The 19649-nt window shown below is 34.6% G+C and carries 13 protein-coding genes; 1 reads left to right on the top strand and 12 read right to left on the bottom strand.

From position 1 onward, the window contains the following. Window positions 1–209 precede the first annotated feature (209 nt). The 8 genes from BLV35_RS03330 to BLV35_RS03295 all read right to left on the bottom strand — a co-directional run bounded on the left by BLV35_RS03330 (window position 210) and on the right by BLV35_RS03295 (window position 8734). Window positions 210–1703 (bottom strand): carboxypeptidase regulatory-like domain-containing protein, encoded by a 1494-nt coding sequence (locus BLV35_RS03330; RefSeq protein ID WP_091084676.1) that lies wholly within the window; start codon window positions 1701–1703, stop codon window positions 210–212. A 77-nt stretch (window positions 1704–1780) separates the two neighbouring features. Then, window positions 1781–3139 (bottom strand): CsgG/HfaB family protein, encoded by a 1359-nt coding sequence (locus tag BLV35_RS03325; protein WP_091084673.1) that lies wholly within the window; start codon window positions 3137–3139, stop codon window positions 1781–1783. 18 nt (window positions 3140–3157) lie between these two features. Then, entirely contained in the window at window positions 3158–3559 is a 402-nt protein-coding gene (locus BLV35_RS03320) for a curli production assembly/transport component CsgF (RefSeq protein ID WP_091084670.1), read from the bottom strand. Between the two features lie 15 nt (window positions 3560–3574). After that, entirely contained in the window at window positions 3575–3865 is a 291-nt protein-coding gene (locus BLV35_RS03315) for a curli production assembly/transport protein CsgE (protein ID WP_262488511.1), read from the bottom strand. A 35-nt stretch (window positions 3866–3900) separates the two neighbouring features. Then, a complete protein-coding gene (gene csgH, locus BLV35_RS03310; RefSeq protein WP_091084661.1) occupies window positions 3901–4302 on the bottom strand; it encodes a curli-like amyloid fiber formation chaperone CsgH in 402 nt (133 codons plus the stop codon). Window positions 4303–4309: 7 nt separating this feature from the next. Continuing rightward, the gene (locus BLV35_RS03305) at window positions 4310–4849 is read right to left on the bottom strand and encodes a hypothetical protein (protein ID WP_091084658.1); all 540 of its coding nucleotides are present in this window, start codon (window positions 4847–4849) and stop codon (window positions 4310–4312) included. Between the two features lie 61 nt (window positions 4850–4910). Continuing rightward, window positions 4911–5786: a hypothetical protein gene (locus tag BLV35_RS03300; protein ID WP_091084654.1), complete on the bottom strand. Its 876-nt coding sequence runs from the start codon at window positions 5784–5786 to the stop codon at window positions 4911–4913. 758 nt (window positions 5787–6544) lie between these two features. Further along, a complete protein-coding gene (locus BLV35_RS03295; protein ID WP_091084652.1) occupies window positions 6545–8734 on the bottom strand; it encodes a glutamine synthetase III family protein in 2190 nt (729 codons plus the stop codon). Between the two features lie 292 nt (window positions 8735–9026). Between BLV35_RS03295 and BLV35_RS03290 the strand changes: the two genes are divergently transcribed. Further along, window positions 9027–9983, top strand: a complete 957-nt coding sequence (locus BLV35_RS03290) for a TerC/Alx family metal homeostasis membrane protein (RefSeq protein ID WP_091084648.1) — start codon at window positions 9027–9029, stop codon at window positions 9981–9983. A 114-nt stretch (window positions 9984–10097) separates the two neighbouring features. On the opposite strand, the gene BLV35_RS03285 is transcribed toward BLV35_RS03290, so the two are convergent. From BLV35_RS03285 to BLV35_RS03265, 4 genes are all read right to left on the bottom strand, one after another. Then, window positions 10098–10619: a hypothetical protein gene (locus BLV35_RS03285; RefSeq protein ID WP_091084645.1), complete on the bottom strand. Its 522-nt coding sequence runs from the start codon at window positions 10617–10619 to the stop codon at window positions 10098–10100. 202 nt (window positions 10620–10821) lie between these two features. Continuing rightward, window positions 10822–11319, bottom strand: a complete 498-nt coding sequence (locus BLV35_RS03280) for a hypothetical protein (RefSeq protein ID WP_091084641.1) — start codon at window positions 11317–11319, stop codon at window positions 10822–10824. Between the two features lie 387 nt (window positions 11320–11706). After that, window positions 11707–14817 (bottom strand): T9SS type A sorting domain-containing protein, encoded by a 3111-nt coding sequence (locus BLV35_RS03270; protein ID WP_091084635.1) that lies wholly within the window; start codon window positions 14815–14817, stop codon window positions 11707–11709. Between the two features lie 828 nt (window positions 14818–15645). Then, complete coding sequence (locus BLV35_RS03265) at window positions 15646–19362, bottom strand: T9SS type A sorting domain-containing protein (protein WP_091084633.1); 3717 nt, start codon at window positions 19360–19362, stop codon at window positions 15646–15648. Between the last annotated feature and the right edge of the window lie 287 nt (window positions 19363–19649).

Genomic DNA, 19649 nt, shown 5'->3' with positions numbered 1-19649 from the left:
TTTTCAAATAACGTACAAGAAAACGAAATTGTATCATAAATCCAATAAAATTTATAAATTCTTCGCAAAAACTAGATGTACACATTCGAACATAAATACATAATCACACCTAACTTTTCTTTCCATAAAAATGCCCCCAAATAGTGTCTAACTTTTGGGGGCAGGCTACTGCTACAGGCTTTTTTTTTTAAAATCCAGTAAAGATTAATTTATTCCCAATCTGGCATACTTGCGTCTTTAAAAAGAATCGTTCTTATTACGCTCAGATTAGTTATCGACGGAGTGTATTTCACTATATTTTTGACAGATATACCATCATTTGAAGTATTCATTAAAATTAATTCTGCCTCATTAGGTGAATACCTTACATCTAAATCTACGGTTCCTTGAGGTTTATCTAACCCAATTTCAGAAGTGAAGTTAGTACTTAAAATATGTTGAAAAACCTTAGTATCTAATTGTCTATAATTAGCTGCTTCAAAACCTGATACATCTCTTGTGAAAACCAATTTCTCCCCATTTACAGCAAAATTCAAACCTCCAATAGCACCAGTTGTACCAGATACAACTTGATTAATGACTGTTCCGGCAGTATTGATAACATATATTTCAGCATTATAACCGCTAGCATTATTTACTTTTAATGCAATTTTTGCTCCATCATTACTCCAATCACATTCTGATATAAACTTTCCATTTGGCGTTTGATAAATCATCGTTAATCCGCTTCCATCATTGTTAATTCGATATAATTTGTCAAAATAAGGGTAGATAATCTGACTTCCAGATGCATTCCATGAGTAGGTAATAAAATCAGAATTAAATCCAGCTATAGGAACTGAATTAGTCACTTTTAAAATACCTGAACCATCTGGGTTCATGGTGTAAATATGATTTTGCGCACCACTCGATCTAATAAAGGCTATCTTTTTAACTTGGTTATTTTTTCTTGGTCGCCAGCTATTAATACTAGAGTTAGTTAATTGCAATTGATTTCCATTTTCGTCTCCCGAATAAATCACATAATTATCACTTTCCTTCTTAACAAATAGAAATCTTGCATTTGGAAAAGCTGTTGTGGTAAAAGTTCGAATAGCGCTTAAAACTGGAGAATTAATACCGTCTGAAACTGAAACCTGCCAATAATACTTTGTACTATAGGTCAATCCTTTTAAAGTGTAATTTAATTTAGAGATGTCTGAATAAATTACGACGTCATTACTACTGTCTTTTCTTAAAATAACTTCATATTTAAGACTATCTTTTTCAGGATCAGTAGCTGTCCAGGTTAGGTTTACTTCTAGAGCTTGATTAATCGCATTCTCAGTGGGTGACACTAAGACAGGCGCCGTTGGAGCCTTATTGTTAGTCGTTGATAATTTAAGTTCAAAAACTAAATTAGTCGTTTTATTAGCATTTACTGTAGCAGCCTCAAATTTAGCAATATATCCATCTTTTTGAGCTTCAAAAGAATAATCTCCCACTTTTACATTATCAACTACAAACTTCCCCTCTTCATCTGTAAATACAATACTTGTATTTGGGCTTGAAAACACTTTTACATTTACTAAAGGCTTAAAATCTATAGCACTCACTACTTTACCCTCAACGGTACCAAATTCTTCTCCTGCAAATTTATCTTCTGAACAAGACATCATTAAAACCAAGAAAACTAAACTAAATCTTATATATATATCTTTCATTATTATCGATTTTGGGTTTATTGAGAATAAAAAATCATTTATTTGAAACATTAATTAAGGTGCGCTTATTTTATTTTTCATTTTTTTTTAGAGAAATAGTACGTTGCCCCAAATCCAAAGCGATAATAATAATCATCCCTTGAACCTCTAATGATATAATCAATATTATCGCTAAAGTTTAAATTATGCTCTCCATAAATTTTTAAACCAATATTATCAGAAACTAAATACTCAAGTCCCAATCCATATTGCACTTTGGCATGTACATTATCAAAATCATCGTTTAGTCCAAAACCCCCACCGCCAAAGAAATACGGACTAAACTTATCTTTTGGTAGTAAAATAACTTCGGCATTAAGGTCAAAGGAAGCGTATCCTTTCTCTGATTGACCTTTATTAGCCAATTTAAAAACATTCGTAGATGCGCTTATATTCAAACCAGGACTTATGAAATATTTCAGTGCTCCACGTCCCATGGGTCTCAATAGCGGATCGAGATAATCACCATCAATTAGTGTCACTCCTCCTGAGAATTCTATTGCAAACTTTGATCTTCTTTCTTCCAGTTTCCTTCCATAAATTGCGGTAACATCAGCCTCTTCGTTTTCTTTAGCATAGTTTTTTAACAGTGTATCAATTTCTGGTTGCGGAATATCAGCCTCCCAAATTCCATCTTTTATTCCTTCTAAAACTAAAGTTACAACTGCTTTTTCAATTGCTTCTTTCACTGCCATTTGTACCGGTTCATTAGTAGTGTATCCTGTTTCAACTTCAAGGAGTCTTTTAAAATTCACATACTTAAAAAGACTTTGATCGATGGCTTGCGACAATATGGTTTTTGATATATAGATTGACTTTAATATTTTTCCATTAGAAGTAGATACCATTCTAAGGTAAATAGTTACCCTATCCTGTCTGTATTTTATCGCTCCTCCTGTGCCAAAATACCGAGCCCCAAAACCACCAGTAATAATATTAGAATCATATGAGACAATACCTCCTTCAAGCAAAACTCCAGCGTAAAGTAAAGGAGTAATTTGAGGTACATTTGGATCTACATCCTTTGTATATTCTTGTCTTGTAGAGCGTATTAAATTTCTTTCCTGAAGTAAATTACTTATATTTTCCCTTTCAATAGGTACAAACCATTTTGAATCTTCAAGTGCTTTAATTAATATTGAGGTAGCACCTTGTGTTACAGCGGTACTAAAATTACTTCCGGTTTCAGAAGCTTTGTACTGGCCGGTTTGATCCCTAAATTTATAAAGGCCAACGACAATGGGTTCTTTAGGTTTAGGCAACTCTTTTAAAAGAGTTGTAGCGGGTGTACTCTCACCAATAATTGCTTTTTCAATACCTGTAGGCTGATTATAATAAGCTCCACAACTGAAAAACAGAAAAACTATCGAAATTATTAAGTAGGATTTTAAGTTCATAATTGTTTTGGCGTATAATTATCGATTTGGAATGATTACTTGAGTTTGTTCACCTGTTTTTGTATCTAGAATATCAACTGTTAAACCTCCTGAAGAAGGATATACCTCAACAGACAAACTCCCAAAAACATAACTCCCAACAGATATTCCCTCTGTTCCAAACTGCTGTGTAAATAAGGATCTTGAAACTGAACTCAATAATTGCGAGTTCAAATCCTCTGTGAATTGTTGTAATTCAGTCAGCTCGTCGCTTTGTAGTTCTTTATCTTTAAATTTATTTTGAGACTCTGCAGAACCAATCATCCATTGATAATTAAATGTATCTCCTCCAAAAGCTGGATTTCGTGGTTTATACACTAATTCTTGTGCAAAGACTGATAGTGAAAATAAAAGTATAGCAAGAGAAAATAAAAGTTTCATAAATCATATATTAAATTAATACTGTGTAAAATATTTACTTTCCTTTTCCAAATTCTTTAAATATAGATAGGTTTGATAAATCGATTGCTGAGCCATTGCCTCTATATATTCTTCATCTGGTCGAGATAAAAACTCATTAACAACTTCATTATTTATGTTAATCGATATTTTTGTATTTCTTGAAAAGCTAAATTCTTCATTAATCACCACAAGTTTATTGGAGTTAATTTTATACTCATTATATAAATAATAATATAAATCATAGAAGTCCTTTCCCATTTTAGTTTTCGTCTCGTCTGAAACTATTCCTCTTAATTCAAAACCATCAACTGGTAGTGTTTCTACTTTTTTTTTTCATCACCAAATACGACTCTGTCCTTCCCTATAAGTTTTTTGCTTTCATCATAAAAAAGCAGCAAAACAATCACTTCATCTTCATTACCAAGGTTAATTTGAGTAGTAGATAAATTTTTATTTTCATTAGGATCTAAGCTAAAAAAGCCTTCTTGTACATTATTAGATGTATTATTACTAGATCTGTTTTTTTTTATCACTGACAAGCTATAAGACATGCTTTGTAGTATGTCCGTTAAATTTTCGGCTGTACCAGTAATTTTAATGATTCCATCATTTTCTTCATATACTATTCTAGCCTTAACTTTTGTATTTGTTGTTTGCGAATAACATCCTACAGTAAATAATAAAAAAACAAAAAACACTTTAAATTGATTACTGGTTTTCATTATTCGCTTATTTATGATTAATAATAAAGACTGAAGCACCGTCGCCTTTTTGAATAACTTTCATATCTTTTGACATAGAATTAGTTCCATAGTTGTGAATATTTTGATTATTCCCTTTTTGAATAAACTCCATATTTACATCAATACCGGTATTAGTATGACGAGAAACATCTCTAATAGTATTTTTTTGTCCTACCTGAACTACCTTTTGTTTGAAGTTATCGACTTGATTGTCTAATTGAAATGTATTTTCATCTCCATATTGTAAAATATCAAGATCTACTGATTGCGCTTTTATATTCACTGCAACTGTATTATAATTCCCAATTTGATTGATATTTAAACTACTGTTTTGTTGAAAATTCCTTTCTGAACTACTCTTTTTATTTGCATAATCAATTTGGGTTATTAAATGATATCGCAAATCTTTAGAAAAGTCAGTTAATGAATTAAAAGCTTTACTCTCCTTTTCCTCATTATCATTTTGACAGAAAGCAATCTCTGAAAATGAAAACATAATAAAAAGAATATATATTTTAGTTTTCATGATGTTTTATATTAAAAAAAAAGAGGTAATTCTTTTTAAACTACCTCTTTTTTATATGTTATTAGAATTGATAAACGTTAGCACCATTGTTGTTCCCCATTTGAGTTACAGTACTGATTTGATAATCATTAAATTGTCTAACTCTAGCGAAGTTTTTATCACCCGTTTGAGTAATATCAGACATATTAAAGTCACCATTTTGTCTAGTAATAGCCTCATTTTTATCACCAGTTTGAATAGTCCATGCTTCATTCCAATCACCTGACTGAGTAGTTATATCATCATTACCATTACCGGTTTGAGTCGTTTCTGAGTCGTTAAACTCCCCTGTTTGGACAGTTCTCGCATCATTATTTTCTCCTTTTTGAGTTTGTTCAGCACGATTTCTCTCACCATTTTGACGAATAACAGCGTTACTTCCTTTCGCCATGTTAGTCATAGTTCTTTGATCTTGTACAGCCTCATTTCTTTTCCCGTCTTGTACAACAAGGGCAGTATTTTTATCATAACGTTGAGTTTGCATAGACTCATTTCTAACTCCGTCTTGTCTAGCAGTAGCACTATTTTTTTCTGCATACCCCACTCCTTGATCAATTGTAGCCATATTAAATCTCTTTTCTTGCACTATTCTAGCATCGTTTTTATCACCATGAGATCCAATTACTGCTACTTGATTTAAACCAGTTTGAGTAACCCAAGCTTCGTTTTTCCATCCATCCCCAAGAACTAAACCATTTTTTCCGTCTTGAATGACATTTGACTGGTGCTGGGTACCTACTTGTGAAATAGTAGCGTCATTACCGTTACCTGTTGACATAACTGAACTGTAATGCGCTACATATGCTGAAGCTGAAGCTCCATGAGGCGCTGTTGATTGTGCTAAGCACATTGCTGTTCCGAATAGCATCGCGGAGATGCTTAAAATTACTTTTTTCATAATAAATATATTTAATTGGTTATTAATACATATTCAGATGTAGGTAATTATAACATATAACCCAGGGCAGGATTTAAGATAAAAAAAGGAGGTGGTATTTGAAGTAACGAAGGTATTTATAGTTACTCTGCAGTGTAAGAATTTATGATATATTAACCTTAAAATAGAAGTATTTATATCGGATATGTCTTAATCAATTATCTTAATTCAAATGTAGAAAAAACATAAGGTGAAATCCAAACCATCTGAACCTTAAGTATTAACATCTTCTACTTTTTCGACAAAGAGAAACAATTTCTCGATGAAAAACATCTATTTTGAACGACCACCTCGGAAATTTCCCGCAAATTAATCGCGAACAAAAAATAAATTGAATGAAAACTCGGAAAAAAAAACTAAGTCTAAAGAATTTACCACTTAAAATCTAAATTCTTAGATTCATTAAATAGTAAGACATTAATAATTAATTATTTAGGTCTCGGTAGTGACAACAGCGGTTAAGGAAAAATTCACGAATTAGAATTTAAAATACCATCTATTTTGATAACATAAAGTTATTTTTCTTTTTTATTGGCCATAAAACCATCCAATAATTACCTTAATACATTTTAAAATAAGACAATCTCTATTCAAAAAATAGCGCTTAAATTTTCAATTATGAAGTGAGAAATTATTCTTCCAAATATTAAAATCAGAACAATAAAAAATGCCTATCCAAAACTGGATAGGCATTTTTAATCAATAAGTTTGTTTGCTTACTATTTCGTAAACAACAATTCTCTGTATTTAGTTAAAGTCCATAGTTCATTATCAACTAAAAGCTCTAATTTATCACAATGCTCACGTATCACCTCAAAATAAGGTTTTACTTTATCACAGTAAGCTTCAGCCATTTCTTGACCATCAGTCAATACATTTGCTTTCTTTCTTTCATTAGTCATTTCAAGAACCTTAGAATTGATTCCTTCTATGTGCTTAGAAATTGATTTAATAATAATGATTTGCTCTTTAGCAATTGTTTCAAAATCAGCTCCAAAAATATCTTTCAATCCTTTTACGTTTTCTATCAAAGTGTTTTGGTAACGAATAGCCGTTGGAATTACGTGGTTTGTAGCAATATCACCTAATACTCTACCTTCAATTTGAATTTTCTTAGTGTACTCTTCCAATTCAATTTCGTAACGCGCTTCAACTTCAACATGATTCATGATCCCTAAATCAGAGAACAAATCTAACGCTTGTTTAGACGCTCTTGCTTTTAATGCTAAAGGAGTCGTTTTGAAGTTACTCAATCCTCTTTTCCCAGCTTCTATTTCCCATGCTTCACTATATCCGTCTCCTTCAAAAAGGATTTTTTTAGAATGTTTGATGTATTCTCTCAAAACATTGAAAATTGCATCGTCTTTCTTCATGTCTTTTGACTCGATTAAAGTATCAACTTCTTTCTTGAAGTCTTTCAATTGTTTTGCAACAATCGCATTTAATGTCGTCATTGAATTAGAACAGTTTGAATTAGAACCTACCGCTCTAAACTCAAATTTATTTCCTGTAAAAGCAAATGGTGAAGTTCTGTTTCTATCCGTATTGTCTAAAAGAACGTCTGGAATTTTACCTACAACATTTAACTTTAAATCTGTTTTTTCTTCAGGAGATAATTTACCAGCAGTTACGCCTTCTAATTCAGCTAACACCTTAGTCAATTGTTCTCCAATAAATACAGAAATAATTGCCGGTGGCGCTTCATTTGCACCTAATCTATGATCATTACCCGCAGTTGCAATGGCTCCTCTTAACAAAGACTCATGGTCATGTACTGCTTTTATAGTATTGATAAAGAAAGTCAAAAACTGTAAGTTTGTCATTGGTGTCTTACTTGGACTCAATAAATTCACTCCAGTATCAGTTGCTAATGACCAGTTATTATGTTTTCCTGAACCATTAACACCTTTGAATGGTTTTTCATGTAGTAATACTTTTAAATCATGACGTTCAGCCACTTTTTGCATTACATCCATTAATAAACAGTTGTGGTCTACCGCTAGGTTTGTTTCTTCAAAAATTGGTGCAAACTCAAATTGATTTGGCGCAACCTCATTATGACGTGTTTTTACTGGTATTCCAAGTAACATACATTCTTGCTCAAGATCTCTCATATACGTTAAAGCACGAGTAGGAATAGATCCAAAGTAATGGTCATCTAATTGTTGTCCTTTAGCAGATGTATGTCCTAACAAAGTTCTTCCTGTCATCATCAAGTCAGGACGAGATTCAGCCAAAGCTCTGTCTATCAAGAAATATTCTTGCTCCCATCCTAGGGTTGCAGTAACTTTCTTTACATTTTTATCAAAATATTTACAAACGTCTGTAGCTGCTTCATCCATAACTTGCAAAGCGCGCAACAAAGGTGTTTTATAATCTAAAGCTTCTCCTGTATAAGAGATAAAAACCGTTGGAATACATAATGTAGTTCCAAAAATGAATGCTGGAGATGTAGGATCCCAAGCTGTATATCCTCTTGCTTCAAAAGTATTTCTAATTCCTCCATTAGGAAAACTAGATGCATCTGGTTCTTGTTGTACCAATTGTGCACCTCCAAATTTTTCTACTGGATCACTACCATCATATGAGGTTTCAAAGAAAGCATCATGTTTTTCAGCAGTAGCTCCTGTCAATGGTTGAAACCAGTGCGTATAATGAGTTACTCCTTTAGCTAAGGCCCATTCTTTCATACCCATTGCAATATAGTCCGCTAACTTTCTGTCTATTTTAGTTCCATGCTGCACCGCACCTTGAACTCCTTTAAAAGCATCTGAAGTCAAATACTGCTTCATTGCCTTATCATTAAACACATTTGAACCGAAAATAGCAGATTTTCTTCCTGATTCTTCAAATTGAACTGGTTTTCTTGTAGAAGCCTCTCTCAAAGCTTGGAAACGTATTGTTGACATAAAAATTATATTTAAAATATTAAACCCCTATTATTGAGGTGCAAATATAATTCAAATAATGCTTTTATAAAATTATACCTCTATTTTTTTAGGGTAAACCCAATTAAATTATGGTTTTCGTAATAATACCCTTGTTTTTTGACAACCTATTAATATTTAGCTCGTATATTTTCATATTGACATTTCAATTAAACTACAAGACTCCTTTTGTCTTAAGATTCAACTTTATAGGAATAACTTTCGAAGTTAGAAATCAAAAAGTATCTTTGTCAATCAATAAATAACTCGATTTATGATTGTCTGGATTTCTTTCTTTGTTATCGTTATTATCATTCTTGCATTAGATCTAGGTGTCTTCAATAAAACACCCCACATTATCAGCACAAAAGAAGCTACTAAGTGGACCATAATCTGGGTGACACTTTCTTTTCTCTTCTCAGGAGTTATCTATTGGATATATGCTAACGAGTATATTGCTAACCCGGACGGACTTAAACCTCTTGCCGCATCGATAAAATTCATTACTGGATATTTAATCGAATTATCGCTTAGTGTCGATAATATATTTGTCATTGCCATCATCTTTTCGTCTTTTAAGATTCCGCAAAAATACCAACACAGAGTTTTATTCTGGGGCATATTGGGCGCCATCGTTTTTAGGGGATTAATGATCTTTTTTGGTGTTTTATTAATACATAAATTCTTTTGGGCTACTTATCTTTTTGGCTTCTTCCTTATTTTCACGGCAATGAAAATGCTATTCTCAAACGGAGAAGAACAATTTGAGCCTAAAAAATCATTTGTATATAAAGGTCTAAAAAGGTTAGTTCCTATTTCAAATCATATCGATAAAGAACATTTTTTTGTAAAAAGACGACATATCACCGCCGCTACTCCTTTATTTGTGGCTTTGGTAGTCATTGAAGTTATGGATGTGGTATTTGCTATTGACAGTGTTCCTGCAATTCTAGCGATTACAAGCGATCCGTTTTTAGTTTTTAGCTCTAACATATTTGCCATATTAGGATTGCGATCCATGTATTTCTTTCTGGCTAATATGCTTGAAAAATTTAGTTATTTAGAATTTAGCCTTATTGCTATATTAAGTTTCGTAGGTCTTAAAATGTTACTCCATGAGTTTATTGAAATTCCAGAGTGGGCTTCCTTGGTTTTTATTGCCTTTTCACTTTTAGCGGGAATTGTAGTTTCCTTACGAATGAGTAAACAGAAGCCAGCAGAAGAAAACTAAACAATACCGCTTCGCTTACCTATGATTTATTAGGTCCGTAGGCAAACATTTAAAATTAAAGCATAAAAAAAAGGAAATCGGGGGATTTCCTTTTTTTGTGCAATACCCAAAACATTAAAAATTAATATTCTGAATTTGGCTTTCTTTTATATTTAGAGCAGTAATTACATCTGCATAATTATTTTTATTAATTGAAGTAGAAAAACTACCAGGAACAATTACAATGCGAAAGGTTTGATTGTTTAAGTATGATGGTGTAGTACTTAAGTCATAGTTACCTCCGGCATAGATCGTAAAATCTTCCTTGCTAAAATCAAAATCATAATCTAGCTCACCTTGCGGTAGAAAAAGAGTTCTGGGAATAAGTTGCCAAATTGGAGTGTTAGCATCGATAGTTCCCCTCATTCTGTAAATCAGTACTACATCAGAAGCAAAAATCTTTGGATTCAATGCTCTATAAATAGTATAACCATCTGTTGCGTTATAGCTGAAGTTAACATTTTTAAGTTCGAAAACTTCGCCCACTAAACCATCTTGTCCATCAAGTCCGTCATATCCTGGAGGCCCTTCTGGCCCTGAACAACTTGAAAGGACAATCATTCCAATAATTGCCAAAATTGTACTTATCTTTTTCATATTTATCTCTTTTAAATGGTTATTTCACTACTATTTATTATGCATTAATTATACCAAAGTCACAATTTACATCATTATTTTTCAGGTAATCAGGTATTTAAATAAAAAAATAATTTTATAACGAGAGAAAAAAATACGATTTACCCTTTCGTTTTGATGTATAAAAAGGAAACCTCTCAGTTCCCTTTTTTATTATTTTTTATTAAAGATCAATTTTCTGAATTTGGCTATCCTTTATGTTTAAGGCTGTAATCACATCAGAGTAACTATTTTTGTTTATTGACTTGGCGTAGCTCGCAGGCACAATAACAATTCGAATTACCTGATTAAGTCTGAAGTTTGTAGATACAGATTGTAAATCATTTCCAATCATATATATTCTTACATCGCGATTAGTATAATCAAATTTAAAACCAAAATCCAATGCTCCATTATTAAAATAGTAGGTTTCTGGTAATAATTCCCACACGTCTCCTTGTGAATTCGATCCAGACAATCGATACGTCAGAACCACATCTGAAGAATAAATTGGAGGATTAAAGGTTACCAATCGACTGAAATTATTTGTGGAATTGAATGAAGTCGTTACTTCAAAAACTTCGGTTGTCGCAATAGGCGCAATTTCAAAACTACCTGATGTTGTGCAACTTTGCAAAGTCAACAACCCTGTAATGGCTAAAAGTGTAATTATCTTTTTCATGTTTTTTATTTTATTGGTTTCTTTGATTGCGTATATCCACGAACTGTGCCAAAGTTTATTTTGTGAAAATTATGTGACTTTGAATTATGGATAAAAAACTCAAATTATACATGGTCATGCTAGGCTGTGCAAGGGAAGACCAACTCAAAGAGCGACACGATATTTTTTTTAGAATTAGTAGTACGCTGATGGAATTGATTCCACAGAGGAATACTTTTTGCTCTGAAGTCAAAGGAAAAATTTATAGTGATACCTGCGTCAAGTTTCGGTGGTGAATAGCAATTCCAAAAATTAAATCACTAAAAGGTCAACCTATATCACGACGGGACGATACCAAAAAAGCACCCGCTTTTGGCGGATGCTTTTAATTTAAATTGGTTAAATTAATTATTTAGAAGACATTACTTTTTTAGTGCTGCTTCCTCTATCAGTAGTCAGTTTGACAATATAAACTTGTTCTTGTCCTCTTTTTACATTGAGTTTAAGTACCACTTCTTTGCCTAAATAACTATTAGTATCCAATTGAGAATGTATTTTACCTCCTTGGGCATCAAACACTTCAATATTTACTTTAGAAACATAATCAAAATCATATTTAATAGTCAACTGATCTTCAAAAGGAACCGGACTAGCTGTAAATCCTGCAACTTCAGTTGTTTTAGCAGTTGTTGTGTCAACTGGTGCAACTGTAGCACTAAACGAACAACTTCCAGGTGATGGAGTGTTATCTGAACAGTCTTTTACAAGATTTATTTTACCAACACTTACACGAGGTCCATAAGGATTAACACCTACTTTTATGTTCATACCGAATGTGGCATACGCTCCTGTTTGAAAAGTTGAGCCAATTATAGATTTAGTATCATATTTCACAGAGACAACATATTTTTTCCCTACTATTGGGGTAAATACTATTGTAACATTGCCTTTATTTGGACCTTTTGCAATAATTGTAATCAAACTTGGCGCTACAGTTTGACAGTCATCTACAAACAATCTGACGTTACTGATATTTTGAGGATCAAATTTACCATTAACATTGAAACTTGTCTGATCAACAATAATTGTTGTCTGATCACCTGATGTAGCTGTAAAATCTCCATAATAAAAGAAAACTCCAGGAATTGCATTAGAAATTACATTAGGATTATTCCCTTTCGTACCTAGTGTAACACAAACATTTTTCAAGACGAATACTTGTGTATCTCCTTTCAAATAATTACAACATGTGGTTTGGGTAGGGAAGATGTGTGCACAATTATCAGGTGCATTTACTGTTGCTCCTGAATTTTTCACACAACCGTTAGCATCAGTTATTACTACTGTATAAGCACCAGGGGACAACCCACTCACGTCTTTAGATGTTGCACCATTACTCCATAAATATTTATATGGAGCCGCACCACCACTTACCGTTAAACTAATAGATCCATCGGCCCCTATACAGCTTTCAGCAGATGGAGTAGCACTGGCTGACAAGGCATCTGGTTGGGTTATTGTTTCTGATCCGCTTGCTGTACAACCACCGGTTGTACCATTGGCATCTCTTACTATCCAGGCATAAGTACCTGCTGCAAGACCGCTGTAAACAACACCGGAAACTTGTGTAGTATAGGCTCCGCCATTGAAGCTCACCGTGTAAGGTGATGTTCCGCCGCTGAAGTTAACAGTAACACTTCCTGTGCTGGCACCAAAGCAAAGCACATTCGTATGTGTGCCACTTGTTGTAACGGCCGCTGCAGGCTGGGTTATTGTTTCTGATCCGCTTGCTGTACAACCACCGGTTGTACCATTGGCATCTCTTACTATCCAGGCATAAGTACCTGCTGCAAGACCGCTGTAAACAACACCGGAAACTTGTGTAGTATAGGCTCCGCCATTGAAGCTCACCGTGTAAGGTGATGTTCCGCCGCTGAAGTTAACAGTAACACTTCCTGTGCTGGCACCAAAGCAAAGCACATTCGTATGTGTGCCACTTGTTGTAACGGCCGCTGCCGGCTGGGTGATTGTAGCTGTTGCTGTTGTTGTACAACCGCTATTACTTGTTACAGTCACATTATAAGTACCTATTGCAAGACCTGTTAAGTCTTCGGTAGCAGCACTAAATGTGGGATCACCAACTTTTGTCCAGGCATAAGTAAATGGAGCTGTTCCTCCTTTGATTGTCAAATCTATAGCACCCGTTGCTCCTCCAAAACAAGAAACATTAGTAGCCACAGCAGTAGCTGTTGGTGTCAAATCCAAAAATAATTGAAAAGGAGCTCCTGGGAAATCCTTTAATTCTGATTGACCGGAAGAACCAGAAGTTCTGGTTCTTACAAACAAGGTGCTAATAGTAAAACAAGGATTTTCTGGAAAAAATTTACTCACATTAACAGCTCCTTCTGCCCATTGATTTGGCGCATATGCCCATACAGGAACAGGAGTAGTGGAGATAGGAGCTTGATTATAAATAGGATAAGGAACTATTGTTTGTACGTCATTATTTGTAGCAAAAATTGTCCCCGGAGTAGGAGTAAATACTATATACTCTATTCCATTCCATTTTCTAACTACAACATTTGCGGCTCCACCACCTTGAGTAAACTCGACAGTCACTAAAAGATCTCCATTTGTACGACCACTAGTAGTACCAGCCTCACTGTCAAATCCACCATAAGCGAATCCTTTATTATCAATTCCGTCTGTTCTCATGTTTAATCGTTTTTGCAGAATCTCAAAATCGATATAACTACTTCCATTAGTCACTTGACGGTCTGCCGCAAAAATCATCCATAAATCATTTACATTTCCTACTATAGGATCACCATTACTTTTAACTTGCGGTACACCATTCACTACTAATTGAATACTAGGGTCTCCAAAACTGAAATGTGCAATTGCATTTTGAATTTCATTTTTGTCTGGTGAAGAACCCACGCCCCACTTAAAATCGGACACATTATGATCAATTTTATTACTCATTAAGAAACTCGTTGGATCTTGACTTGTAATATTATCTCTTAAAAAAGTAGTAAAACCAGGGTATACATAGAATTCAGGTGGTAATACTCCGTCCGGATAAAGGTATGTAGGTGGCACAGGCACAAATATCCCTCCCGGGCTTTTTGCTTTATAGATATTTGGAACAGTTTCTACATAACCTGGTTCGAATAAAAAATCACCCCATGCTGTATTATCTGTTGCGGGTGGCCCAGGATAATTAACAAATGCATTCCCATCAATAGCAAACCCACCCTTAGGAAACGCAACTGGAGCACGACCCAGAATATTTTGCGCCTCAACCGTATAACCAATCATTAAAATTGCCACCACCATAAGAGGCATAGCAAGTGACTGTCGCCAGCAATTGGCCCACAATCTTGTTAGGTAATCAATAGAATTTCTCTCGTTAGATGTCAAATTATCTAATTTAGAAATAGTGTTTTTCATTAAATGGCAACTTATTATTTTACCAGAAAAACCGTCGAAAATTTTCGAAATTGTATTCTTTTTCATAATAATAGTATTTTTATGTCATATTATATAGGAAATTTAAAGACTTGGAAAAAAACAATCTTCACAAAAACAACTATGAAGCACACCATCAAAAAGCTATTTATTCCTTGAAATAAATACTTTTACAAACCATTAAGGGGCAGCAATAATCTTAAAAAATAAGGGACAGAAAAAAATAGATTAAGAACATTTCGGTAGCTAAAACTTTCACACAATAAGTGTCCAACCTAAAAATAAATTATCAGGTTTTCAATCATTAAAAAAACACTTTTTGTGGGGAAATACGAATTTTAACTAGCAAAAGGATTGTAAACAACCATTGTTTAAAATTAATACTAAATAAGAAGTGTAACAGTAGATTTTCTTTTGGGTCAGTAAAAGGTACTGTAACATTTAAACACCTTCAAAATATTTTGAAGATACCTTCATCAAAAGGATATTTTATTGTGGGGAACAATAACTACATTCTTTTTTACCATTATACCATTATACCATTTTACTTAATAATATGGCAGTCAATTCATTTGAGTACTCAAAGATAATCAATAAAATAAAAGCCATTTTATATTTAAATTAAATGTCCGACAATATACAAATATACCGGATAAAAAACTTTTAATTCAGAAAATTAGTACGCTAAAATCGCCGCTCACAAACCACATAACTAATTGATAATCAATACATTTACTGATTATATTATTGCTTTTACATACAGAAATTTAACAGTAAAAAAAACAACATAAAAAAACCCCGAAAGTAAAACTTTCGGGGTTTAATTTTGGTATATAATCCTTCTCTATATTTTATAGGATTAGATCATTAATTCTACTATTGTGAAGACATTACTGTTTTAGTACTGCTTCCTCTATCAGTAGTCAGTTTCACAATATAAACCTGTTCTTGCTCTATGTTAGAGCTAAGTGTTAACGAGATTTCTTTGTTCAAGTAACTATTTGTGTCCAATTTTGTAAGTACCACTTTTCCTTGTGGATTGAATACTTCAATTTTCACATTAGACACGTAATCAAAATTATATTTGATTTTAAGAACGTCTCTGAAAGGAACCGGACTAGCTGTAAAACCAGCAAGTTCAATTTTTGAAGTCGTGCTAGAATCTACTGGTTCAGGAGAACATTTAGAAACATCCCAACCTATGAATATAGCACATTCGTCAAACACTTCATTTATGGAACCAACGGCACCTGCAATTTCAGATAATGATACACCATCCTCCATGTTTTTAGTTCCGTCAACATTAGCTAAAGCTCGGTTTGCTAAATCTAACAATCCGGCAACGGTTTTCTTTCCGTTTCCATCAGCTGTAATAGCATTAATAACAGCGGCGCTGAATGTTCTGTAAGTATATTCATTTACAGTTGGCACCCAAATATCGCCTTCATAATAACCACATACTCTCACTTTTGGAATATCAGATCCACATCCTCCAGCTGGTTTGGCTGTTGCCAAAGTACCTGCTTGCAATATAAAACCTCCTAAATCTGAAGGACTGGTTATATTGATATTCAACGCCATAGCAATGGTTTGTGAAAGAAGTACGTTATTAATTCTGCCATTTTTCAAATACGGAGGGGTCAATGAACAAATACCAATATTAACTGCTGGAAGTTCGCTAGCTTTACCTCCCCCTGGCATTACTTTAATGATACAACCTTCATCCCCTAAACTCATGATAACAGACTGACCAGGTTTACCAATAGTAATTGAATTTCCGGCATTAGCTAATGCTTGTGCAATTAGATTAGTAGTGGAAATTCCTGCGTCTGTTCCATCACAATATTTACCTCCAGAATTACCATAAGCTCCTTGAGTATAAGTACATAATGGTCCTCCGCAAGATTCAACGGTAAGTTCTCTTGAACATTTACTTGAACAATCATTTGAATTGGTGATTGTAACTTCGTAAATACCTGCAACTGTCACCGTGATTTCACGATCAGTTGAAGTGAAACCTCCAGGTCCAGTCCATGAGTAGCTTTTCATTCCTGCAACTGCAGTAAATGTAGAACTATCTCCGGCACAAATGGTTTGTTCTCCAGTAATTTCACAGGTTGGATTTGCATTAATGGTCAATGTTCCATTTCCAGTTCCTGTACATTTTGTATTGGTTCCGTCAGTAATCACTACTGTATATTTACCTGCTACACTGGCATCAAAACTGGCTACATTGCCTGGATCTGTCGCTGTTGCCGGAACTGTCCATTTATATGTATATGTTCCTGCTGGACTTGGTGTCGCTGTGATTTTTCCAGTTTTATCAGATGCACAAATCGTTGGGCTATTTACCGTAACCGTTGGATTCGCATTGATAGTCAAATTACCAAATCCTGTTCCTGTACATTTTGTACTGGTTCCGTCAGTAATCACTACTGTATATTTACCTGCTACACTGGCATCAAAACTGGCTACATTGCCTGGATCTGTCGCTGTTGCCGGAACTGTCCATTTATATGTATATGTTCCTGCTGGACTTGGTGTCGCTGTGATTTTTCCAGTTTTATCAGATGCACAAATCGTTGGGCTATTTACCGTAACCGTTGGATTCGCATTGATTGTCAATTTGCCTTTTCCGGTTCCTGTACATTTTGTACTGGTTCCATCGGTAATCACCACACTATATTCTCCCGCTACACTGGCATCAAAACTGGCTACATTGCCTGGATCTGTCGCTGTTGCCGGAACTGTCCATTTATATGTATATGTTCCTGCTGGACTTGGTGTCGCCGTAATAGTTGCACTTATAGCATCTGCACAAATCGTTGGGCTATTTACCGTAACCGTTGGATTTGCATTCACGGTAACCGTAAAAGAAGTAACATTATCACATTCGCTACCAGGACGAAGACTACGTACCCAAATTGTTTTCGGACTATTAGCAATTTCCAGGTCGTAACTTTCTGGAGAAATAATTGGATTATCCCCTTCCTCTGCGTCAATTTCGTTGTTATGGAATGTTATTGTCGTTTCTGCTGTACTATTCTCTGTGTCAATAGCTTCGTTCAGGTCAAATGTAGCCTTACCTGTTGCGCCATTTTCGCATTTAACGAGGGGTTTCGCAGCGATCTCTGGTTGTTCTCCAGTAAATCCAAACAAATAAGGCCCGGCAAAGTCTTTCAACTCACTGCCAAAAGCGCTCTCATTTGGTCCACCACCACTACTACGCGTTTTAACCAATAAACTACCCAGTAAATTGCTACATGGACTTTGTTCCCCACGTTTATCCAATCCAAAAGCCGTTAGATTAATTCCTATTTCAACAAACTGATATCGAGTATACATATCTACATCTGTTGGCGTAGTTCCTTCCCATGTATGCCATGGTGGTGCTTGTGTACGAGAGTTTTCAAATGTAGCAAAATCATCATTAACCCTACCCCACATATTTACACCCGATCCTATAGGATTAATGGCAGCATAACCATAAACCCCTGAACCGGTACCTTTTTCGAAAGCTACACTTTTATCAACATTAAAAGGGCTATTCACCTTTGTAGTATATCCATCAAAAGTCGCTTGACTCATCCAAACTCTGACCCTAATAGAAGGAACATTTCCCCCATTGATGTAATCTACCGAAATAATGATGGTTCCCGGAATCGCAACAGAACCGTCTAGTGGGTCAAAAGTAAATGCGGTTCGACCTCCATCAGGACCGGTCGCTCCAGGAACAGACAAGTCTGCCGGTTTAGATAATGCAGTACGGAAGAATTCAAAATCGACATGCTTGTTACCGTTGGTAACCACTAAAGAAGCTCCCGCATAAGCCCATAGGGTCCCAAAAGGTCTAGGATCTTTGTGGTCTGGCACATCTGAAAAAGGTATTCTAATATCTTGCCCTCTTAGATGTGCATATACATCAATGATGTCAGTTTTTTGAGGAACACTTCCCGCAGTCCCAATAGTCCAGCTATTCGGATTATCTGAATTTTTATCTGCGCCGCCTGCAAAATAGGATGTTTCGGCACTACCTCCCTTTACGTAAGTATCGCGTCCGTAAACCGCATCCAGCCATAGATATTTTCCTGACCAAGTTGAAGGATCGTCATCTTTATAACCTTCAAGAGGAACTACAGGAAAAGGAAATGGAGCCGTAGGGGCAAATATGGATTGTCTTCGCTGAAAAGACGTATTTGTCATCGGATTCGGAATTGCGTCTGAAGCCGGATTTGAAAAAGGTGGTATTGCCTGATCTATCACCCCTAAACCAGATGCACCTAAAAACCAATCATCATATGGTCCCGAAATAGCTGGATTAGGTGGTGGATTAGTTTGAAACTTAAACAAGCCTGAATAAGCATCCCCATCAATTCCAAAATTAGCTTTAACAGCAGATGAACCTACATCCTGCCCATAGGAATTTGATATAAAACCAATCCCTAAAAGTAGCAGCGTTACATAAAAAACGAGTCTCTTCGTAGATCTACTCGTTTCAAAAAAATCTGAAAAACCTGCTTTTAAACGGCAGGAAAAAGTTTGACAATACTCTTGCCATACTTTTAGCTTCGATAAAATTGTAATCTTTTTCATAATAATAGTATTTTTACTTCATAAAACATGTTATATAGGTAGTTTATAGACTCAGGGAAGAAACTATTAAGAAAAAACACCTTCATAAAAAATATGAAGTGGACCGTCAGTTAAAGGATATTTTGCTACTAACAAAACCCTTCTTTTGAACTTCTAAAAGCTCAATAATTAAAATTAAAGTAGGAGAATTGATAAAAAAAAGCTTGGGGCAGCGTTAAAAAAAATAAACATTATTTCCAATTTGTGATAAAACCAATATTCGAAAAGAAAAGTTTTAAACTAAAAAA

It is taken from the genome of Flavobacterium gillisiae, assembly GCF_900107635.1.
In the GTDB taxonomy this organism is placed as follows: Bacteria; Bacteroidota; Bacteroidia; order Flavobacteriales; family Flavobacteriaceae; genus Flavobacterium; species Flavobacterium gillisiae.
Note: the sequence above shows the minus strand (reverse complement) of the source record. Positions and strands in the feature narration are given on the sequence as shown.